The organism is Rhizobium cerradonense, assembly GCF_030182455.1.
Lineage (GTDB): Bacteria > Pseudomonadota > Alphaproteobacteria > Rhizobiales > Rhizobiaceae > Rhizobium.
The window spans coordinates 176,809-197,671 of record NZ_JAQJCK010000006.1; the positions used below are offsets into that span (position 1 = coordinate 176,809).

A 20,863-nucleotide genomic window follows, 5' to 3' on the forward strand; every position below is an offset into this window, starting at 1 on the left:
CACGGACCGGTCGACGGTTCATGCGACCGCGTTCGCGATGGGCGAAATCTGAACATCAAAGAGATGATCGTGAGGGCGCAAGCAACGCGCCCACACGATATGATCTACAACGGGCTATCCGATCGTCATCAGACTTGCATTCCCGCCCGCTGCCGCGGTGTTGATCGAGGTCGACACCTCTTCCAGCAGCCAGTTGAGGCAATATGCGTCGGGGTCGCTCTCTACTTCATCCGTGGTCGCCGCCTGCACCAGGAGGAGCGGGCCGGGAAGAGCCGCAATCTTCTGATTGATGGACTGGACCCTAGCCCGATCCCCTTCCACCAGCGCACCCGAAAACGGCCCGTCCTTCTCCCAGTTCGACGTCCAGGAAATGCGGCTCGAAACGGATGATGGCAAGTCCGGCAAAACGGATTCCAAACCGGATCCCGCATCTATAGCGATCTGGTTTCCTGTCGACAGAGCAGCGGCAATCTGGCGGAAAAGACCGGTCTTTGTCTCCGGCACCAGGAGGATTCGGCCGCGAGGATGAAGCGCGTAGAGATTGCGTTCGCCAACAGGCCCGACCAACTCGCGTTCCAGTCCCAGCGCCGATCGGCTTGCATAGCCACGGGCCGCTTCGCCTTCCGCTGACAATCCCCGACGATCCAGCCAGATGATGTAGTCCCGCAATGCCGGGTCGGTATGAACCGAATCCTGCTGCGGCGGAACAGGCGCTTTCTGAACCAGGCGGCCGATATAGAGCGGGCCACCAGCCTTCGGACCGGTACCGGAGAGGCCACGTCCACCGAATGGTTGAACGCCAACGACCGCTCCAATGATATTCCGGTTCACATAAAGGTTGCCGGCCTTGATGCGGCTCGTCACATGCGCGATCGTTTCATCGAGCCGGGTATGAAGGCCGAAGGTGAGACCGTAGCCGGAAGCGTTGATATCATCGATCAGGCGATCGAGCCCGTTTCTGCGGTAGCGAATGACGTGCAGAACCGGCCCGAACACTTCTCTGGTGAGGTCGGAAAGGGATCGGATCTCGACGATCGTCGGCGGCACAAACGTCCCGGCCACGGCGCCCTCGTGGAGCGGCAACTGATGCACCTTGCAGCCAAGACCGCGCATATGTTCGATATGCTGATCGATCTCGGTCTTGGCACTGTCATTGATGACCGGACCAACGTCGATGTTCAACCGATCGGTGCGGCCGATCGTCAGCTCCTTGAAGGCGCCCTTGAGCATATTAAGAGTTCGGTCTGCAATATCATCCTGAAGGCACAGGACGCGCAATGCCGAGCAGCGCTGGCCGGCGCTATCGAAGGCAGAGGCGATCACATCGGCGACGACCTGCTCGGCAAGTGCGGACGAGTCGACGATCATGCCGTTCTGGCCGCCCGTTTCGGCAATCAGCGGAATGGGCTTGCCTGTGGTGGCCGATAGGCGCTCGACCAACTGCGCCTGAATGAGGCGGGCGACTTCCGTCGACCCCGTGAACATGACGCCTGCCGTTTCGGGAGCGCCGACAAGAGCAGCACCAAGGCGACCGCTACCGGGTACGAATTGCAGCGCCCCCTGTGGCACTCCCGCCTCGTGCAGGATTTTGACGCTTTCCGATGCGATGATCGGCGTCACGCCAGCGGGCTTCGCAAGCACTGGGTTACCTGCCACGAGGGCTGCCGCCACCTGTCCGGTGAAGATCGCAAGCGGGAAGTTCCACGGGCTGATGCAGACGATCGGTCCAAGCGGCGCATGCGCCGGACCGAGCGTCTTGCGGGCCTGGTCGGCATAGTAGCGCAGGAAATCAATGGCTTCCCGAACCTCGCCAACGGCATTGGCCGCCGACTTCCCTGCCTCGCGCATGACTATCCCCATCAACGTCTCGATACGGGACTGCATGATGTCGGCGGCCCGCTCCAGGCATGCCGCGCGCTCTGCCGGGGGAACAGCAGCCCATTGTGGGGCGTGTTCGGCAGCCATGCGAGCAATGCGGGCTGCTTCTTCGACCTTGAGCTCAGTGACCGTCCCGACGACGTCGCGGTGATCGGCTGGATTGAGAACCTGCCGTGTCACCCCATCAGTCGAACCGTCTGCGAGGATGGGAAGCGCGTGCCATGGCGTCTGGACCGTCGCGGCCAGCGATTGCGACAACTCGAAGAGGGTCTTCTCACTCGACAGGTCGAGACCGGAGGAATTGGCACGAGCTCTGCCATATAGGTCGCCAGGAAGAGCGATCAGTTCATGGGGTGCGCCGACCACGGGCATTGCCGCGACGACTTCAGCGGGATCGGCGACCAGTGCGTCGATCGAAACATTCGGATCGGAGATACGGTTTACGAAGGAGGAATTGGCGCCGTTTTCCAGGAGACGTCGGACCAGATAGGCGAGCAGCGTTTCATGCGTGCCGACGGGCGCATAAATCCGGCAGGGGCGATCGAGCTTCTGCTTGCCGACGACCTCGTCATAAAGCGGCTCGCCCATGCCATGCAAGCACTGAAACTCATACTTGCCGACTTCGAAATCCGGACCCGCCAGATGATAGATCGTAGCAAGCGTCTGCGCATTGTGGGTGGCAAACTGCGGGAACACCGCATCCGGCGCGGCAAGCAGCTTGCGTGCGCAGGCGACATAGGCGACGTCGGTATAGATCTTGCGGGTATAGACCGGAAAATCCTCAAGGCCATCAAGCTGGGCGCGCTTGATTTCGGCGTCCCAATAGGCACCCTTGACGAGGCGCACCATTATCCGACGCTCAGAGCGACGAGCCAGATCGATAATGTAATCGAGCACGAACGGGCAGCGTTTGCCGTATGCCTGCACCACGAAGCCGAGGCCGTTCCAACCCTTGAGAGCGGGATCGAAGCAAAGCTCCTCGAGAAGATCAAGCGAAAGCTCCAGCCGGTCGGCTTCCTCGGCGTCGATATTGAGGCCGATATCATATCCCTTTGCGAGCGCAGCCAATGACTTCACTTTCGGCAGCAGCTCGCTCATCACCCGACCGGACTGCGAGCGGCTGTAGCGTGGATGTAGTGCCGAGAGCTTGATGGAGATGCCGGGCCCATTATAGATGCCCCGCCCTGCCGCGGCTTTCCCGATCGCGTGGATCGCATTTTCATAATCGCGGAAATAGCGCTCGGCATCAGCCGCCGTTGTCGCCGCCTCGCCGAGCATATCGTAGGAATAGCGGAAGCCGCGGGCCTCCAGCGGTTGGGCGCGCTTCAGCGCCTCCTCGATTGTTTCGCCGGTGACGAACTGCTCGCCCATCATGCGCATTGCCATGTCGACACCGCGGCGGATCACTGGCTCGCCGGCGCGCGCGATCAGCCGCGTCAGCGCTGCCGAAAGGCTGCGGTCGTTGACGGTGGAGGTCAGCTTGCCGGTGACTACAAGCCCCCAGGTAGCAGCGTTGACGAACAGCGATTTGCCGCCGCCAATGTGAGACGACCAGTCGCCCTCGGCAATCTTGTCTCGAATGAGTGCGTCACGGGTATCGGTGTCGGGAATGCGCAAGAGCGCTTCGGCAAGGCACATCAGAGCCACGCCTTCCTGGCTCGACAGCGAGTACTCGTGCACAAGCCCTTCAACACCGGTGCCCTTATGCTTGGCGCGCAGCGCTTCGATCAGGGTGCGGGCAGTGCTGCGAATGTCATAGCGCTTTGCTTCGGAGACACGGGCCGCAGCGACAAGCGGTGGCAGACATTCGGTTTCCGGCCGGCGATAGGCAGCGGTAATTGCTTGCCGAAGTTCGGATTGCGGTCGAATGGGCGGCGCGAAGTCAGCAAAGGGTGACACGCCGTCGTGGGAAGAGGTGGAATTGGGTACCGCGTCTAGCATGGGAATACCTGTGAACGATGTGTCGATTAGCGAATGAATGAAACGCCGGCTTCGCCGTCGTCGGGATGGTCCAGCCAGGCCGGACCTGAATACTCGGTGTCTCGAAGCGGCACCGCATCCGGCTTGCTCGCCTTAACAGCGAGCGCAGCCGCCACCGCTCTGATCGCCACCGGCCGATAGTGAGCCAGCAGATCCGGCTCCTGACTGACTTCGCGTTTCTTATTGTAGTTATACATCCGTGATCCCCTTTTGACGCGAGCGAAATAGGCAAAATCAGATGCCGACCGCCTCATAGGCCTCTGCAATCTGATTGAGATGCAAAGCGCATCGTTTGATCCGCCGAACGGTATGTCGATGAGCGCGTTTTTGAAGGAATCCTTCGACCTTCTTGGCTGCGGAATTCATCTGGACTTCTTCCTCCACCGGCTTCGCTTCATCATAACCGAGGAGATAAAGTCATTCAGACTTGATTAAGGCCGAATGATTGATGTATTCACTTATTTGAACGGCAATAGGATTGCAAAATGTCTACAGAAAAGGCTCAAACTAGTGAATTGGACCAGTTTGATTTGAAGATCCTCGAAGTCGTTACCGAGGACGGCCGAATCTCGATTACGGATCTGGCCAGCCGGATCGGATTATCGAAAACCCCTTGTCAGCTTCGCCTTAAGAGACTCGTGGACGAAGGATACATCGTGGGATTCTCGGCTATCTTGAATCCCGCCAAACTTGGGCTCGATCACGTCGCCTTCGCGGAAGTGAAGCTGACGAGTACCAAGGAAGACGCGTTGAAAAGCTTCAATGCAGCAGTGAGGAAGATCAAGGAGGTGGAAGAATGCCACATGATCGCAGGGCGTTTTGATTATCTGATCAAGATAAGAACACGGGACATCCGCCGATACCGCCACGTCCTCGGAGAAAAAATATCGACCCTCCCCTACGTGGCGAGCACATCCACAAGTGTGGCGATGGAAACAGTCAAGGAAGGCGGCCGAATAAAGACAAGCGGCTTGTAGCGGCCATCATCGGACAGCAACGTCATTGCTGCATGGCATGCGCTGTCTCTTTCAACCACGCGGTAAACTGAGCGACATGCGGATTTTTTGCGCTTCGCCGCGGAACAACAATGAAATAACCGTTCCTCGTCGCGATCGACTGCTCGGTCAGCCGAACAAGCGCTTTCCTGTTCAAGAGATCCTGAACGAGGCGCCGCCAGCCGAGTGCGATCCCCTGCCCGTTCAATGCAGCGTAAACCGCTTCGGTATAAAAACTGCAGCGCATGCCGAGGGAGCGCTTGGGTGCTTCCACCGAGAACGCAGCGAGCCACTCGTTCCAGCCTGTCCAACTTGGGTCGTCGGTGTCGGAGCTGATGAGCGGATAGCGCACCAACTCGGCAAGATCTCCGATTTTTCCGAGGTTCTCAGCATATTCCTGGCTGCAGACCGGAAAGATCTCATCATCGAAAAGCAGTTCAGCCTGTCCATCCGGCCACATGCCATTGCCATAACGGATGGCGAGGTCCACGTCGCTGCTCCCAAGGCTGGTCGCGTTGTCCTGTGTAATGATGCGAAGCGCGCTGTCTGGGCAGACTTTCGAGAAGGAAGAGATCTTCGGCAGCAGCCAGAAATGTGAGAATGCGACGGTGGCGGAAATCGTCAGCCCTTCGGCTGCCTCTTCCTTGGTGATTTCAGAGATCGTTTCGGCAAGAAGGTTGAAGGCGGTGGTTGCGGCCGTCGACAGGGTTCTTCCTTTTTCAGTCAGCTCTATCCTGCGGTGCAAGCGCCGAAAAAGATCGAAACCCAGCATTTCTTCGAGCAGATGAATCTGCCGGCTGACGGCGGCTTGCGTAACGCCGAGCTCGCTTGCCGCACGCGTGAAGCTGCCATTGCGAGCCACGGCTTCAAATGCAGTCAATCCGGTCAAAGGAGGCAATCGTCGCCGCAGACTTACCATGGAAAACCTTATTGATGAGGGGTGCAGCCGCACCAGCCTCAGCAGTTTTTTGCATTACATTCCATTATGTCAAGGCGGCTTATTTTTGCCGTTGAGAAAAAGGGCCTCTTCCTCCCATCCTGCCCAAAGTCGCGGTCCGACACAGCGCCAACCGTTTACCTCATCTTTGGTTCCCGTTGCTCCGCCGAAGATCCGTCCTCCGGCAAATCCACTGCATCCACAGACCTATAGGAACGCCTCGAATGCAAAATGCCTCTGCACTTATCGGCAGTCATGATCACACAACCGTTTTCAAAGACGAACGAAAGAAAGCATATCTCAATCCAGAAGGCGCCGATCGGCCGCTCCGCAGTTCCATTCCGGCGCATGTTCTCGATACGGCGCGGCATTATCGGCTCGGTCGTTTGCGTATGAAGATGGAGGAAGCCAACTGTTCCGCCCTGCTTCTCTATGATCCCGTGAACATAAGATATGCTTTCGACTCGTCGAATATGAGCATCTGGACGATGCATAATCCAGCCCGCTACGCTTTGATCCTGGCCGACGGACCAGCGATCATGTTTGAGTTCGAGGGCTCGGAACACCTCAACCAAGGTCTTCCCTGTGTCGATGAAATCCGGCCGGCAAAATCCTGGATCTTCTTCACCGCAGGCAATTTGGTTGAAGAACGACTAGAAGGATGGGCTGACGAGATCGCCGACATCCTGAGGGAAAAAGGTCGGAATCACCGCCTGGCCGTGGACCGGCTCGACCCTCCAGGCGCTTTTGCGCTGCAAAAGAGAGGCATAGAACTGCTCGACGGCCAGGAGTTGGCGGAGCGGGCGCGGTCCATAAAAAGTGCCGAGGAAATCGAACTGATGCGCTGGACCATCCGCGTTTGCGAGGCCGGCATGGCGCGGATGTATGAGGCCTCAGAACCCGGCCGGACGGAACGCGAGATCTGGGCGGAACTCCATTTCGAGAACGCGCGCAGCGGCGGCGAGTGGCTTGAAACGAAGCTGCTGACCGCGGGGGCCAGAACGAACCCGTGGTACCAGGAATGCTCGGACTACATGGTGAAATCCGGAGAAATGATCTCCTTCGACACGGATATGATTGGCCCCTACGGATATTGTGCCGACTTGTCTCGCTCGTGAACTTGCGGCCATGTGGCGATGACACCCAAGCAGCGCGAGCTCTATTCGGCGGCAAGGGAGCAGATCGAACATAATCTTTCCCTGCTGAAGCCCGGACTGAGCTTCCTGGAATTCAATGAAAGATCCTGGCGCATTCCGGAAAAATACATACCCTATCGCTATACATTGGCGCTGCATGGAACAGGCATGTGCGACGAGTGGCCGGGCGTGTTGCTGCATCCGGATTATGACGAGAATTTCGCCGGCGTCGTGGAAGAGAACATGGTGTTGAACGTCGAAAGTCTCATCGCCGAAGACGGATCAGAGAGTATCAAACTGGAAACCCAGGTGCTCATTACCGCGAACGGTGCGGAAAGGCTGGATACCTTCCCTTGGGAGGAGAATTGATGCACGGGACTGCGGACAGGTATCTGATACCGCAGTGTCCAATTCGCTGATGGTAATGGCCGCCTGGTGGTTTGCCAGGCGGCCTTTGCATGATTTGATCTATTCTCAGGCGGCCAGCACGCCGTTTTTCTTGGCTGTCCAGGTGGCGATATAGTCCATCAGCGCCGGGTTCAGGCAATCATAGGGCTCAAGCCCCTGTTCCTTCAGACGGGCTCGCACGGCATCCATTTTGGCTGGGTCGTATCCGCTTTCGATAATCGACGAAACGAACGCGGCAAAGCCAGGCGCGGCCCAACCCTTCCCTTCGAAACGCTCGGGATGAACGAAAGACAGTCCCTTGAAGGGATGATCGCGCTCGACAGGTCCGTACATATGGACGCCGCATTCCTTGCAGGCATGGCGCTGGATCAGCGCCGACGGGTCGACGACCGCGAGTTTGTCGCCGTTCTCCAGAACTTCGACATTCTCCGTCGGCGCGACGGCGACGACAGAGAATACCGCATCTTCGGGCTTCCAGCATTTCGTGCAGCCGCAGGCGTGATTGTGCGCAATGTCGCCCTTGATGCGGACCTTCACCGGGTTGCTTGCGCAATTGCAGATGAGGGTGCCTCCGGAAAAGGATGCGTCGGTCGCCCGATATCCGGAGTCGACCGTCGGATGTATTGATATGCTCGTCATTGAGGTTTCTCCCTTCCTCCTGGGTCACGGCAGAATGCCGCGACCGAGCTGTAGTTCTCTCTTGAGCCTTCTACGCTAGCCTCTCGGCGTGCCAGCGCAGATGATCGTCCATGAAAGTCGAGATGAAGCTGTAGGAGTGGCCGTAGCCCTCCTGCATCCTGAGGCGAAGCGAGATGCCGGCGGTGTCGCACGCGGCCTTCAGCTCGTTCGGGCGGAGCCCATCTTCCAGAAAGCTGTCAGCAGTCCCCTGATCGACGAGCATTTCCGGAAATCTGCGTCCGTCCTCTATCAGCGCGCAGGCGTCGTACTCGCGCCAGCTTTGCTGGTCGGGTCCGAGATATTTCTCCAATGCCGGCTTCGACCATCCGGAGACGCTCGGGCGGCTGATCGGTGCGAAGGCCGAGCAGCTTCGGTAACGATCCGGATTCTTGAGGGCGATGGTTATCGCCCCGTGCCCGCCCATCGAATGGCCAAAAATCCCTTGCCGCTCCATGTCGGCGTGGAACTCCTCAGCAACCAGAGCCGGCAGCTCCTGGGTGATGTAGGTGTACATCCGATATTTCTCGGCCCATGGCTTTTGCGCGGCGTCGAGATAGAAGCCGGCGCCCTTGCCCATCTGCCAGTTTTCCGGCTCGTCCGGCACCGCATCCCCTCTGGGACTTGTGTCCGGGCAGACGACGATGATCCCGAGATGTGCAGCAAGCCGCCTGTACTCCCCCTTGTCCATGACGTTTGCATGCGTGCAGGTGAGACCGGAGAGATACCAGAGGACCGGACATGGGCGTTCGGCGGCCTGCGGTGGGACGTAGACGGCGAACGTCATCTCGCACCCGCATGCCTGCGACGCGTGCGAGTAGACGCCCTGCGTTCCGCCGAACGACCTCTCTTTCGATATGGTCTTCATGGCTTTAATAGACCACGACGCCGCGGATGCTTTCGCCCTTGTGCATCATGTCGAAGCCCTTGTTGATGTCCTCGAGCGGCATGGTGTGGGTGATCATCGGGTCGATCTGGATCTTGCCCTGCATGTACCAGTCGACAATCTTTGGCACGTCGGTGCGGCCACGGGCGCCGCCGAAGGCCGTGCCCATCCAGTTGCGGCCGGTCACAAGCTGGAAGGGACGGGTCGAGATTTCCTGGCCGGCGCCGGCAACGCCGATGATGACCGACTTGCCCCAGCCGCGATGCGACGATTCCAGCGCCTGGCGCATCACCTTGGTGTTGCCGGTGCAGTCGAAGGTGTAGTCGGCCCCGCCGATGAGGTCGCCATTGCGCTTCGTCAGGTTGACGAGATAAGGCACGATGTCGTCGCCGACCTCCTTCGGATTGACGAAATGCGTCATGCCGAATTTCTCGCCCCAGGCCTTGCGGTCGTTGTTGATGTCGACACCGATGATCATGTCGGCGCCGGCAAGCTTCAGGCCCTGCAGGACATTGAGGCCGATGCCGCCGAGACCGAAGACGATCGCCGTCGAACCGATCTCCACCTTGGCGGTGTTGATGACCGCACCGATGCCGGTGGTGACGCCGCAGCCGATATAGCAGATCTTGTCGAAGGGAGCGTCGGGATTGACCTTGGCAACGGCAATCTCCGGCAGCACGGTGAAATTGGCGAAGGTCGAGCAGCCCATATAGTGATGGATCTTGTCCTTGCCGATCGAAAAGCGCGAGCTGCCGTCCGGCATCAGGCCTTGGCCTTGCGTGGCGCGGATCGCGGTGCAGAGGTTGGTCTTGCGGCTGAGGCAGGAATAACATTCGCGGCATTCGGGCGTATAAAGCGGAATGACGTGATCGCCCTTCCTGACCGAGGTCACCCCCGGGCCGACATCGACGACGATGCCGGCGCCCTCATGGCCGAGGATCGCCGGGAACAGGCCCTCCGGATCGGCGCCCGACAGGGTGAAATCGTCGGTATGGCAGATGCCGGTCGCCTTGACCTCGATCAGCACCTCGCCGGCCTTCGGGCCATCGAGCTGAACGGTCATGACTTCCAGCGGTTTACCGGCGGCAACGGCTACGGCGGCGCGTACGTCCATGGATGTGGTTCCCTTCTCGTTTCGTTCGTGGTTTACATATTCGGATAGACCGGCCCCTCGCCGCCCTGCGGCGGCACCCAGTTGATGTTCTGGTTGGGGTCCTTGATGTCGCAGGTCTTGCAGTGCACGCAGTTCTGGGCGTTGATGACGAAGATGTCCTTGCCGTCCTTTTCCACCCACTCATAGACGCCAGCCGGACAGTAGCGCGTCGACGGGCCGGCATAGATGTCGTGCTCGGAAAGCTTCTGCAGGTCCATGTCCTTGACCTTGAGATGCACCGGCTGGTCTTCCTCATGATTGGTGTTCGACAGGAACACCGACGAGAGACGATCGAAGGTCAGAACGCCGTCCGGCTTCGGATAGGAAATCGGCTTGTGCTGGGCCGCCGGCTCCAGTGACTGCGCATCGGTCTTGCCGTGTTTCAGCGTGCCGAAGAAGGAGAAGCCGAACAGCGTGTTCGTCCACATGTCGAGACCGCCGAGCGCCACGCCTATCGCCGTGCCGAACTTCGACCACAGCGGCTTGACGTTGCGGACCTTCTTCAGGTCCTTGCCGATGTCCGTCTGGCGCCATTCGTTCTCGATCTCGATCACCTCGTCATTGGCGCGGCCGGCGGCGATCGCCGCGGCGATCTTGTCGGCCGCCAGCATGCCCGACAGCACCGCATTGTGGCTGCCCTTGATGCGCGGCACGTTGACGAAGCCGGCCGAACAGCCGATCAGCGCGCCCCCGGGGAAGGAAAGCTTCGGCACCGACTGCCAGCCGCCTTCGGTGATGGCGCGCGCCCCATAGGAGAGGCGCTTGCCGCCCTCGAAGGTGGAGCGGATCGCCGGGTGCGTCTTGAAGCGCTGGAACTCCTCGAAGGGATAGAGATAGGGGTTCTTGTAATTGAGGTGCACGACGAAGCCGACGGCGACGAGATTGTCTTCGAGGTGATAGAGGAACGAGCCGCCGCCGGTCTTCATGCCCAAAGGCCAGCCGAAGGAGTGCTGCACCAGGCCCTGTTTGTGGTGCTCGGGCTTCACCTGCCAGAGTTCCTTGAGGCCGATGCCGAACTTCGGTACGTCACGTCCCTCATCGAGCTTGAACCGGGCAATCAGCTGCTTGGCAAGCGAACCGCGCACGCCTTCGCCGATGAGGGTATATCTGCCGAGCAGCGCCATGCCGCGGGTATAGTTCGGGCCGGGCTCGCCGTTCTTGTCGATACCCATGTCGCCGGTGGCAACGCCGATGACGGCACCTTCGTCATTGTAAAGCACTTCGGTGGCGGCAAAGCCGGGATAGATCTCGACACCGAGGGCCTCCGCCTTTTCGGCGAGCCAGCGACAGACGTTGCCGAGCGAGACGATATAATTGCCGTGATTGTTCATCAGCGGCGGCATCAGCGCATTCGGCAGGCGGACGGAGCCGGCGGGCCCCAGCACCAGGAAGTGATCGTCCGTCACCTTGGTCTTGAAAGGATGGCCGTCTTCTTGGCGCCAGCCGGGCAGCAGCCGGTCGATGCCAATGGGATCGACGACGGCACCCGACAGGATATGGGCGCCGACTTCCGCGCCCTTCTCGAGCACGACGACCGTCAGATCGGGATTGACCTGCTTCAGACGGATCGCCGCCGCAAGACCAGCCGGCCCCGCACCGACGATCACCACGTCGAATTCCATGCTTTCGCGTTCTGGCAGCTCGCTAGCGTCGGTCATTGCGATATCACAGCGCCTTTTCGAGTTCCGGCAGGGCCTCGAAAAGATCGGCGACGAGGCCGTAGTCGGCGATCTGGAAGATCGGGGCCTCTTCGTCCTTGTTGATGGCGACGATGACCTTACTATCCTTCATGCCGGCGAGATGCTGGATGGCACCGGAGATGCCGCAGGCGATATAGAGCTGTGGTGCCACCACCTTGCCGGTCTGGCCGACCTGCCAGTCGTTCGGGGCATAGCCGGCATCGACGGCAGCGCGGGATGCGCCGACGGCAGCCCCAAGCTTGTCGGCGACGGGAAGGATGACTTCCTTGAACTTTTCTGCCGAACCGAGCGCCCGGCCACCGGAGATGATGATCTTGGCAGACGTGAGTTCCGGACGGTCGGACGCCGACAGCGCATCGGCGACGAAGCTGGACAGGCCGGGATTGGCGACCGCCGGGATTGCTTCGATCGCGGCCGAACCACCGTCTGCGGCAGAGGCGAAGGAAGCGGTGCGCACGGTGATGACCTTCTTGGCATCGGTCGACTGTACCGTCTGGATGGCATTGCCGGCATAGATCGGCCGCTTGAAGGTATCGGCGGAGACGACTTCGATGATCTCCGAGACCTGGGCGACATCCAGCAAAGCGGCAACCCGCGGCATGACATTCTTGCCGACCGAGGTGGCCGCCGTCAGGATGGTGTCATAGGAGCCAGCCAGGGACACGATGAGGGCTGCGAGCGGTTCTGCGAGATTGTTGGCAAGGCTGGCATCGTCGGCAACCAGTACCTTGGAGACGCCGGAGAGTTTCGCTGCCTGTTCGGCCGCAGTGTTGGCGCCCGCGCCGGCGACGAGGATGTGCACATCGCTTCCCGTTCCCTGGGCAATCTGGGTCGCCGCCGTCAGCGCCTTGGCGGTCTGGTCGGAAAGGTGGTTGCTGTCATGATCAGCCAGAAGAAGAATGGCCATGGTGTCTAACTCCTCGTTCGGACTGGATTAAAGCACGCCGGCTTCGGTCTTGAGTTTTTCGACGAGCTCGGCCACCGACTTGACCTTGACGCCGGCCTTGCGGCCCGACGGCTCCTCGGTCTTCAGCACCTTCAGGCGCGGCTCGGTGGAGACGCCGAAATCGGCAGGTGCCTTCTTGTCGAGCGGCTTCTTCTTCGCCTTCATGATGTTCGGCAGCGAGGCATAACGCGGCTCGTTGAGGCGCAGGTCCGTCGTGACCACCGCCGGCAGCTTGACCTCGATCGTCTGCAGGCCGCCATCGACCTCGCGGGTGACAGTCGCCTTGCCATCGCCGATCTCGATCTTCGAGGCAAACGTCGCCTGCGCCGAGCCCAGCAATGCCGCCAGCATCTGGCCGGTCTGGTTGCTATCATCATCGATCGCCTGCTTGCCGACGATGATCAGGCCGGGCTGTTCGGCCTCGGCGACCCCTTTCAGGATCTTCGCCACCGCCAGCGGCTCGACCTGATCGTCGGTCTCGACCAGCACCGCACGATCGGCCCCCATGGCGAGCGCCGTCCGCAGCGTCTCCTCGGCCTTGGCCGGGCCAATCGACACCACCACCACCTCTTCGGCCTTGCCGGCTTCCTTCAGCCGCAGCGCTTCCTCGACCGAGATCTCGTCGAATGGGTTCATCGACATCTTCACATTCGCAAGCTCGACACCCGTGCCATCCGCCTTCACGCGGATCTTCACGTTGTAATCAACCACCCGCTTCACCGGGACGAGAATCTTCATGGCGAACCCCTTTCATTGTTCCGAAGATTGGTGCCGTTCAGTGCGGTCGTTCGGCAAGCAACACCCAGAAGGCGAAGAGAGGCGTGTCGACCGATCTCATGGCATGTTTGATACCGGGGATATTATAGAACGACCCGCCGATACCGGGCGAAAACCAATCCCCGTCCTCTTGCCGGAACTCGCCATCAGACAGCACGAGATAGGTTTCTTCAGGAGGGTGATTGTGATCCGGATAGCGAACTCTGGGCGCCAAGAGGGTCACTCCGAACCAGAGGTCGTTGCGAATTTCCAAACCGCCCGGGCCAATGATCATCGCATTGGCGTGGCCATCAAGGAAATTCTCGCTGGCCGTGGCGGCATCATACTTGGTTCGCTGTCTCCACTCGAGCTGAGGTTCAACTCGCCGAAAAAGCTCCATTATGCGCCGAAGAGCAGGATCGGACGTGTGGACGGACAAGGCGTCGGCAAGGAACGCGCAGACCGGAAGACGGCTGCCATTCCCTTCCCTTTGCATGCCTGGACGTTCCAGCGCCGAAAAGATTTCCGCGATCGAGCGGCGACCCTGCGGATCCTTCACACATTTGTCGAAGGCTACGAAAGCAGCGTCGATGAAGTGCTGCAGGTCCTCATTTCTTTGGCTCATTCCATCCCCTCCCGCCGGATCGACCAACCGTCCTCCCGCGCTAGATGTCCTTCGCGATCCGAAGGCCATCGTAGATCGCTGCATGCGTATTGCGAGCCGCGACGGCGTCACCGATCCGGAACAACTGGAACTTTCCTTCCGGATTGCGAACGACGGACTGGGGTTTTCCTGCGAGAAGCTCATCGTGCGATATTTCGCCGAAGTTACTGGAGAGCGGCTTCAGCTCGAAATACAGTTCGTCCAGTGGAATGGTGCCATGATTGACGACGATCTGGTCGACGACACGCTGCTTGGAGACACCACCATAGTCGCTTCCGACATGGGCGACGATCTGGTTGCCATTCTTCTCAGCCGACTCCAATCGGAACGTCACGGTAAAGGTGACATCGAGCTTCTGCAGCGAGCGCATGTAAGGAACGAGGTTCATCGCCATGACTTCCGGCGCGAAGGAGCGGTCGGGCGTCATGATCTCGACCTTCGCGCCAGCCTTTGCCAGGAATTCGGCAGCCTGCAATCCCGCATGATCGCCGGCGTCATCGAAGATCAAAACGTTCGTGCCGGGTTTCACGTCGCCGGAGATGATGTCCCACGAGGACACGACGAGTTCGTTGCCCTTCGACAATACCTCCGTATGCGGCAGGCCGCCCGTCGCGATGATGACGACGTCCGGATTCTCCGCAGCAACCGTTTCCGCTTCCGCCCAGGTATTGAAGTGGAACTTGACGTCATACTTCTCGCACTGGCTCATGCGCCAGTCGATGATGCTGATCATCTCTCGCCGGCGTTCGCTCTGCGCGGTAAGCCGGATCTGGCCGCCCGGATTGTTCGCCGCCTCGAAAACGACGACGTCATGGCCGCGTTCCCCGGCGACGCGGGCAGCCTCGAGACCGGCAGGACCGGCGCCGACGATGACGACCTTCTTCCGGGTGTCAGCCTTCGACGCGATATGAGGCATTGTCTGCTCGCGGCCGGTCGCGGCGTTGTGGATACAGAATGCCATGCCGCCCTGGTAGATGCGGTCGAGACAGTAGTTTGCGCCGACGCACGGCCGAATGTCTTCCTCGCGCTTTTCGATGATCTTCCGCACGATATGCGGATCGGTCATATGAGCGCGGGTCATTCCGACCATGTCCACTTTTCCCGCCGCGATGGCATGGCGGGCGGTGGCAACGTCCGGAATTTTTGCGGCGTGGAATGTCGGGAAGTTCGTCGCGGCGCGTATCTCACCGGCAAAATCGAGATGCGGCGAATTGGCCATGCCCTGAATTGGAATGACATCGGTCAGGCCCGGATCGGTGTCGATGTGACCACGGATGACGTTCAGGTAGTCGACCAGACCGCTATCGCGCAGCCGCTTGGAAATTTCGATACCCTCTGCCTTACCGGTCCCGCCGGGAAGACATTCGTCGGCGGTGTAGCGAATGCCGAGAATGAAGTCGTCACCAACACGTTCACGCATCGCCTTGAAGACATCGAAACAGAAGCGCATCCGATTTTCCAGCGGACCGCCATAGGGAGCGTCGAGTTCGTTGGTGAGCGGAGACGCGAACTGATCGATCAGATGGCCATAGGCCTCCAGCTCCACCCCGTCCATGCCGCCCGCTTTCATGCGTTCGGCGGCATCCGCAAAGTCCTTGATGATGCGCTCGATATCCCAGTCTTCCATCTTCTTGGGAAAGGCGCGGTGGGACGCCTCGCGGTGATGCGATGGAGCCACGACCGGCAGCCAATCGCCCTTGTCCCAACGGGTGCGGCGCCCGAGATGGGTGAGCTGAATCATGATCGCCGCGCCCTCTTCGTGAACGGCATCGGTCATTTCGCGGATCCAGGGAACGATCTCGTCCTTATAGGCGAGCAGGTTGTTGAAGACCGGCGGACTGTCGCGCGAAACGGCCGCAGATCCCGCCGTCATCGTCAAGGCCACTCCGCCCTTCGCCCGCTCCACCGTGTAAGCCCGATACCGTTCCTTCGGCATTCCGTCCTCGGGATATGCCGGCTCGTGGGATGTCACGATGATGCGGTTTCGCAGCGTCAGATGCTTTAATTTATAGGGCTGAAGAAGAGGATCGTTCGACATATGTCGGGCTCCGGATTAGAAACATCACAATGACGCTATGCGCAAATGTACATACGTGTCAATGCGGAAAACATTTTAGTCTCTAATTTCGACACTGATGTACATTTTCCTTGTGTCGGCCTTCGCAATTTGATAGGAGATAGGTCATGGACCAGAGTTTGAACGACAGTGGTTGGCGCGGATCGCAGGAAGGCTGGCTGGAGGCGGCATACAGCTCGCTGATCGACGCCGGAGTTGATGCGGTCAAAATCCTGCCGCTGGCAAAGAAGCTCAAGCTTTCCCGCACCAGCTTCTACTGGTTCTTCAAGGATCGGGAGGAGCTGCTGGGCGCTTTGCTTGCAAGATGGAGAGACAAGAACACCGGCAACATTATCAAGCAGTCGGAGGCATATGCAGAATCCTTGGCGGAAGCCATGCTCAATGTTTTCGATTGCTGGCTGAATAAGGACCTTTTCGACTCGCAGTTCGAGTTCGCAGTGCGCAGTTGGGCACTGCAATCGTCGGAAATTCTCGAAGAGGTTCAGCGCGCGGACCAGGCAAGAGTAGAGGCGCTTACGCGGATGTTCATGCGGTTCGGCTATGAAGCCGCCGCCGCAGACGTGCGCGCGAGAACAACCTATCTGGTGCAGATCGGCTACATCTCGATGCAGTCCAACGAGGAAATCGGTCTGCGTATGAAGCGCATACCTGAATATATCGCAATCTATACTGGCCAGGTGCCGCAGCAGAGAGAGCTGGACCGCTTCTTTGCGCGGCACGGTTACAAGCCAGACTAACGGCGGGCAAGAATGAGCGGTTTAGGAAAGATCGGTATCGTTGGAGGTGCAGGCTGGCTTGGCGGGGCGATTGCAGAGTCTTTGGTAAGCGCTGGCGTCGTCGGCGACGAAGATCTTGCCCTCTCCTATCGAAGCACGCGGCCGGACAGGTTTTCGCAAGCTTTCTGGACCGTCGACAATCAAGAGTTGGCAGACCGTTCCGATATCATTTTTCTTTCCGTGCGACCTGCCGACTGGAGGCAATTGCGTATCGATGCCAAAGGCAAGTTGGTGATCTCTGTTATGGCCGGTGTCTCCCTCGCCGCGCTTTGCCATCACCACAATACTCCGCGCGTTGTCCGTGCACTTCCCAACGCAGCCGCGGAAGTGGCGCTTTCCTATACACCATGGATCGCCACGCAGCATGCGACAGGTGAAGACAAGGCCGCTGTTCGAGCCATATTCGACGCCTGCGGAATGCAGGACGAGGTCGCAAGCGAAGGCGACATCGACTATCTGACCGGTCTTTCGGGCGCGGGGCCGGCATTCCCCGCCCTGCTCGCCGCTGCCATGCTGAAGGATGCGATCGCGCGCGGGCTGGAACCAAAAGTCGCGCACCGCGCCGTTAACGCTGTTCTGGTCGGCACGGGCGGCTTGCTGCAAAAGCGGGATGAAAATCCCGACGACATCGTTCGCACCTTTCTCGATTATCGCGGCACAACTGCAGCAGCGATCGAGGAAATGCGCGCTTCCGGCTTCGATACCGCGGTACAAAATGGTTTGTCCGCAGCATTCGCAAAATCAATAAAAATGGGACAGATTTCCTGATAGCCTGAATGCGGGTTTGCGGCGCCCCGCCCCTAAGACAAGCCGCTAAACTGAGGGAACGATAATGAAAAAGCTATTGGCATCGACCTGCATGTTGTTTGGACTGGTAAGCGGAGCTTCCATTGCGAGTGCCGCCGAATGTGGCAACATCACGATCGCCAGCATGAACTGGCAAAGCGCGGAAGTCCTCTCCAATCTCGATAAGATCATCCTGAACGAAGGCTATGGATGCGAAGCGGATATCACCGTTGGTGACACCGTTCCGACGATCACCTCCATGGCGGAGAAGGGTGAACCCGATATTGCGCCGGAAGCCTGGATCGACCTGCTGCCAGACGTCGTCAAGAAGGGTACCGACGAAGGGAGGATCGTTCAGGTCGGATCCCCGCTTCCCGATGGCGGCGTGCAGGGATGGTGGATCCCGAAGTATGTTGCCGACGCACATCCGGACATCAAGACCATTCCTGATATGCTGAAGCACCCCGAATTGTTCCCAGATCCTGAAGACGCCAAGAAGGGCGCTATCTTCAACGGCCCCCAGGGTTGGGGCGGCACGATCGTCACATCGCAATATTACAAGGCCTTCAATGCGGACAAGGCAGGCTTCACTCTGGTCGATACCGGCTCTGCGGCAGGCCTCGATGGTTCGATTGCAAAAGCCTATGAGCGCAAAGAAGGCTGGGTAGGTTATTACTGGGCGCCAACGGCATTGCTCGGCAAATACGCGATGGTGAAGCTCGATGCAGGCGTGCCGAACGATCCTGCGGAGTGGAAGCGCTGCAATACAGTGGCTGACTGCGCCGATCCCAAGCCGAATGCCTGGCCGACCGACCATGTCGTCACGCTGGTTGCCAAGACCTTTTCCGAGAAGGTCAGCCCCGAAGTCATGGACTATCTCAAGAAGCGCTCCTGGAGCAACCAGACCGTCAACGGTCTGATGGCCTGGATGACGGACAACCAGGCAAGCGGCGAAGATGGCGCCAAGCACTTCCTGAAGGAAAACAAAGACGTCTGGACGAAGTGGGTCACTCCGGACGCCGCCAAGAAGATCGAGGCCGCTCTCTAGCCGCCCGTAAACAAGCGGCGCGCACGGCGCGCCGCTCCTCACCGCCGTACAACATAAAAAGACTGGCACGGCTTCTTTAAGAAAAGGGGAACCGCATGGACTGGTTTTACACCTTCCCTCATATGAACGACGATGCGCTTCGTGATCTCAAGAAGCTCATCGACGACAATTTTCGCGCATTCACGAGAGCCTACGGAGACACGATCGAGGGCTTTTTCACGCCGCTGCAGCATTTCTTGATGGCGGCCGAGAAATTCATGACCCAAACCCCGTGGCCGATCATCACGCTCTTGATCCTGGCGGTCGCGTGGCTTGCGAGCCGCAATTTCAAGATCGTCCTGGGCTGTCTCGTGACGCTGTTGCTGATCGGTTATTTCGACATGTGGCAGGACACGATGCGCACGATCTCGATGATTTTCGTCTGCACCGTACTCTCGATCGCCATAGGTCTGCCTATCGGCATTCTGATGTCGCGCTCCGACCGCATTCAGAAGCTGGTCAGCCCGATCCTCGATATCATGCAGACCATGCCGAGTTTCGTGTATCTCATCCCCGTGGTGATGCTTCTTGGCATCGGACGCGTACCCGGCCTCATCGCAGTCGTCATCTACGCTATTCCGCCGATGATCAGGCTCACCGACCTTGGTATCCGGCTTGTCGATAAGGATGTCCTGGAAGCTGCAGACGCGTTTGGAACCAACCGATCACAGAAGCTCTTCAAGGTGCAGTTGCCGCTTGCCTTGCCGACAATCATGGCCGGGATCAACCAGACCATCATGATGGCACTGGCAATGGTCGTCATCGCCTCGATGATCGGCGTGCAAGGCCTCGGCCAACCCGTGCTCAAGGCAATCGCAAATCAATACTTCACCTTGGGTATCTTCAACGGACTTGCCATTGTCGGCATCGCCATCATCTTTGACCGGGTCAGCCAGGCATACGGCAAAAGACTCCAGAAGCACCGGGAGACCGTTCATGGCTGATCATCATTTCGGCGGTATCAGGATCCGACACCTTTACAAGATCTTCGGTCCCAATGCGGCAGCCCATATCGAGGCTGCTCAGAAGGGCATGACCAAGGCCGAGCTCAACCGAACGCACGGGCATATATTGGGTCTGAAAGACATCAATATCGAGATTCCATCGGGCTGTATCCAGGTCATCATGGGCCTCTCCGGCTCAGGCAAGTCAACACTCATTCGCCACATAAACCGTCTGATCGATCCGACAGCGGGCGAAGTGCTGGTCGATGGTGTCGACGTTGTCAAAATGGACGAGACCCAGCTTCGCGAGTTCCGCCGGCACCAGACGGCGATGGTGTTTCAGAAGTTCGCACTTCTGCCGCATCGTAGCGTCCTCGACAACACCGTCTTCGGGTTGGAGGTCCAAGGGATCGCCCGTTCGAAAGCCGTCGACGTCGCCATGCGATGGCTGGAGCGAGTGGGCCTGAAGGGATTTGAAGACAAGTATCCCAATCAGCTCTCGGGCGGGATGCAGCAACGCGTCGGCCTCGCACGCGCTCTTTCGAACGATGCGCCGGTGCTGCTCATGGACGAGGCTTATTCGGCTCTTGATCCATTGATCCGAACGGACATGCAGACTGTCCTTCTCGACATCCAGAAGGAGATCAAAAAAACGATCGTCTTCATCACCCACGACCTCGACGAGGCTCTGCGTCTCGGTGATCAAATCGCAATTCTGCGCGACGGCGAGATCATTCAGCAAGGAACCAGCCAGGATATCGTCCTGCGTCCGGCCGACGACTATGTCGCCAATTTCGTCAAGGAAGTAAACCGCGGGCGCGTCGTCCAGGTGGAGGCGATCATGTCACCTCTTCGTGGCGCGACAGCATCCAGCGGCCTTACCGTGCACGCGGGGACGACGGTGGAAGAAGCCGTGCGCTTGCTCGCATCCGTTCCGGATGGTGATGTGACGGTGCTAGGCGCCTCTTCCGAGCCTGTCGGCGTGGTGACGCTGCGCCAGCTCGCTTGTGCAATGGTCAGTTCACAAGGTCAAGAACGACAAAGGGACGTGGTCGCCATGGCGCGCTGATCCATTGTTT

17 protein-coding genes and 1 pseudogene are annotated in these 20,863 nt (G+C 59.1%); 7 read left to right on the forward strand and 11 right to left on the reverse strand.

From position 1 onward, the window contains the following. Positions 1-114: 114 nt before the first annotated feature. A complete protein-coding gene (gene putA, locus PH547_RS16050) occupies positions 115-3,819 on the reverse strand; it encodes a trifunctional transcriptional regulator/proline dehydrogenase/L-glutamate gamma-semialdehyde dehydrogenase (protein ID WP_260304711.1) in 3,705 nt (1,234 codons plus the stop codon). Positions 3,820-3,845: 26 nt separating this feature from the next. After that, positions 3,846-4,055, reverse strand: coding sequence for a hypothetical protein (locus PH547_RS16055; protein ID WP_104826160.1), 210 nt, complete (start codon positions 4,053-4,055; stop codon positions 3,846-3,848). Positions 4,056-4,343: 288 nt separating this feature from the next. Here PH547_RS16055 and PH547_RS16060 point away from each other — a divergent pair, with 288 nt between their 5' ends. Continuing rightward, a complete protein-coding gene (locus PH547_RS16060; protein WP_104826159.1) occupies positions 4,344-4,835 on the forward strand; it encodes an Lrp/AsnC family transcriptional regulator in 492 nt (163 codons plus the stop codon). Positions 4,836-4,857: 22 nt separating this feature from the next. Here PH547_RS16060 and PH547_RS16065 read toward each other — a convergent pair whose 3' ends face one another. Beyond that, complete coding sequence (locus PH547_RS16065) at positions 4,858-5,742, reverse strand: LysR substrate-binding domain-containing protein (RefSeq protein ID WP_260304710.1); 885 nt, start codon at positions 5,740-5,742, stop codon at positions 4,858-4,860. A gap of 272 nt (positions 5,743-6,014) precedes the next feature. Here PH547_RS16065 and PH547_RS16070 point away from each other — a divergent pair. Continuing rightward, positions 6,015-7,295: pseudogene (locus PH547_RS16070) on the forward strand (M24 family metallopeptidase). A gap of 105 nt (positions 7,296-7,400) precedes the next feature. Here PH547_RS16070 and gfa read toward each other — a convergent pair. The 8 genes from gfa to PH547_RS16110 all read right to left on the reverse strand — a co-directional run bounded on the left by gfa (position 7,401) and on the right by PH547_RS16110 (position 16,152). Continuing rightward, positions 7,401-7,973, reverse strand: coding sequence for an S-(hydroxymethyl)glutathione synthase (gene gfa / locus PH547_RS16075; protein WP_260304709.1), 573 nt, complete (start codon positions 7,971-7,973; stop codon positions 7,401-7,403). Between the two features lie 70 nt (positions 7,974-8,043). Then, positions 8,044-8,877, reverse strand: coding sequence for an S-formylglutathione hydrolase (gene fghA, locus PH547_RS16080; protein ID WP_260304708.1), 834 nt, complete (start codon positions 8,875-8,877; stop codon positions 8,044-8,046). Positions 8,878-8,881: 4 nt separating this feature from the next. After that, positions 8,882-10,009, reverse strand: coding sequence for an S-(hydroxymethyl)glutathione dehydrogenase/class III alcohol dehydrogenase (locus PH547_RS16085; RefSeq protein WP_285168818.1), 1,128 nt, complete (start codon positions 10,007-10,009; stop codon positions 8,882-8,884). A 32-nt stretch (positions 10,010-10,041) separates the two neighbouring features. Continuing rightward, the gene (locus tag PH547_RS16090; protein ID WP_285168820.1) at positions 10,042-11,706 is read right to left on the reverse strand and encodes an electron transfer flavoprotein-ubiquinone oxidoreductase; all 1,665 of its coding nucleotides are present in this window, start codon (positions 11,704-11,706) and stop codon (positions 10,042-10,044) included. Positions 11,707-11,713: 7 nt separating this feature from the next. Then, positions 11,714-12,655: an electron transfer flavoprotein subunit alpha/FixB family protein gene (locus tag PH547_RS16095; protein WP_285168821.1), complete on the reverse strand. Its 942-nt coding sequence runs from the start codon at positions 12,653-12,655 to the stop codon at positions 11,714-11,716. A 27-nt stretch (positions 12,656-12,682) separates the two neighbouring features. Further along, complete coding sequence (locus PH547_RS16100; protein ID WP_104826152.1) at positions 12,683-13,432, reverse strand: electron transfer flavoprotein subunit beta/FixA family protein; 750 nt, start codon at positions 13,430-13,432, stop codon at positions 12,683-12,685. A 37-nt stretch (positions 13,433-13,469) separates the two neighbouring features. Then, a complete protein-coding gene (locus PH547_RS16105) occupies positions 13,470-14,075 on the reverse strand; it encodes a dimethylsulfoniopropionate lyase (protein ID WP_285168912.1) in 606 nt (201 codons plus the stop codon). A gap of 40 nt (positions 14,076-14,115) precedes the next feature. Beyond that, the gene (locus PH547_RS16110; protein ID WP_104826150.1) at positions 14,116-16,152 is read right to left on the reverse strand and encodes an NADH:flavin oxidoreductase; all 2,037 of its coding nucleotides are present in this window, start codon (positions 16,150-16,152) and stop codon (positions 14,116-14,118) included. 146 nt (positions 16,153-16,298) lie between these two features. Between PH547_RS16110 and PH547_RS16115 the strand changes: the two genes are divergently transcribed. The 5 genes from PH547_RS16115 (at position 16,299) to PH547_RS16135 (ending at position 20,853) form a co-directional block, all read left to right on the forward strand. Next, positions 16,299-16,928, forward strand: a complete 630-nt coding sequence (locus PH547_RS16115; protein ID WP_104826149.1) for a TetR/AcrR family transcriptional regulator — start codon at positions 16,299-16,301, stop codon at positions 16,926-16,928. 12 nt (positions 16,929-16,940) lie between these two features. Further along, positions 16,941-17,735, forward strand: a complete 795-nt coding sequence (locus tag PH547_RS16120; RefSeq protein ID WP_104826148.1) for a pyrroline-5-carboxylate reductase family protein — start codon at positions 16,941-16,943, stop codon at positions 17,733-17,735. A gap of 64 nt (positions 17,736-17,799) precedes the next feature. Next, the gene (locus PH547_RS16125; protein WP_285168822.1) at positions 17,800-18,801 is read left to right on the forward strand and encodes an ABC transporter substrate-binding protein; all 1,002 of its coding nucleotides are present in this window, start codon (positions 17,800-17,802) and stop codon (positions 18,799-18,801) included. A 95-nt stretch (positions 18,802-18,896) separates the two neighbouring features. Beyond that, positions 18,897-19,784 (forward strand): ABC transporter permease, encoded by an 888-nt coding sequence (locus PH547_RS16130; protein WP_104826146.1) that lies wholly within the window; start codon positions 18,897-18,899, stop codon positions 19,782-19,784. After that, positions 19,777-20,853 carry a quaternary amine ABC transporter ATP-binding protein gene (locus PH547_RS16135; RefSeq protein ID WP_285168823.1) on the forward strand — a complete coding sequence of 359 codons (1,077 nt, stop codon included), beginning with the start codon at positions 19,777-19,779 and terminating at the stop codon, positions 20,851-20,853. The genes PH547_RS16130 and PH547_RS16135 overlap by 8 nt, the downstream gene beginning before the upstream one ends. Positions 20,854-20,863: the final 10 nt, after the last annotated feature.

Coding starts and splice junctions, on each gene's coding strand:
- putA (WP_260304711.1), bottom strand. CDS start 3,819: ATGCTAGACGCGGTACCCAATTCCACCTCTTCCCACGACGGCGTGTCA.
- PH547_RS16055 (WP_104826160.1), bottom strand. CDS start 4,055: ATGTATAACTACAATAAGAAACGCGAAGTCAGTCAGGAGCCGGATCTG.
- PH547_RS16060 (WP_104826159.1), top strand. CDS start 4,344: ATGTCTACAGAAAAGGCTCAAACTAGTGAATTGGACCAGTTTGATTTG.
- gfa (WP_260304709.1), bottom strand. CDS start 7,973: ATGACGAGCATATCAATACATCCGACGGTCGACTCCGGATATCGGGCG.
- fghA (WP_260304708.1), bottom strand. CDS start 8,877: ATGAAGACCATATCGAAAGAGAGGTCGTTCGGCGGAACGCAGGGCGTC.
- PH547_RS16085 (WP_285168818.1), bottom strand. CDS start 10,009: ATGGACGTACGCGCCGCCGTAGCCGTTGCCGCCGGTAAACCGCTGGAA.
- PH547_RS16090 (WP_285168820.1), bottom strand. CDS start 11,706: ATGACCGACGCTAGCGAGCTGCCAGAACGCGAAAGCATGGAATTCGAC.
- PH547_RS16095 (WP_285168821.1), bottom strand. CDS start 12,655: ATGGCCATTCTTCTTCTGGCTGATCATGACAGCAACCACCTTTCCGAC.
- PH547_RS16100 (WP_104826152.1), bottom strand. CDS start 13,432: ATGAAGATTCTCGTCCCGGTGAAGCGGGTGGTTGATTACAACGTGAAG.
- PH547_RS16105 (WP_285168912.1), bottom strand. CDS start 14,075: ATGAGCCAAAGAAATGAGGACCTGCAGCACTTCATCGACGCTGCTTTC.
- PH547_RS16110 (WP_104826150.1), bottom strand. CDS start 16,152: ATGTCGAACGATCCTCTTCTTCAGCCCTATAAATTAAAGCATCTGACG.
- PH547_RS16115 (WP_104826149.1), top strand. CDS start 16,299: ATGGACCAGAGTTTGAACGACAGTGGTTGGCGCGGATCGCAGGAAGGC.
- PH547_RS16120 (WP_104826148.1), top strand. CDS start 16,941: ATGAGCGGTTTAGGAAAGATCGGTATCGTTGGAGGTGCAGGCTGGCTT.
- PH547_RS16125 (WP_285168822.1), top strand. CDS start 17,800: ATGAAAAAGCTATTGGCATCGACCTGCATGTTGTTTGGACTGGTAAGC.
- PH547_RS16130 (WP_104826146.1), top strand. CDS start 18,897: ATGGACTGGTTTTACACCTTCCCTCATATGAACGACGATGCGCTTCGT.
- PH547_RS16135 (WP_285168823.1), top strand. CDS start 19,777: ATGGCTGATCATCATTTCGGCGGTATCAGGATCCGACACCTTTACAAG.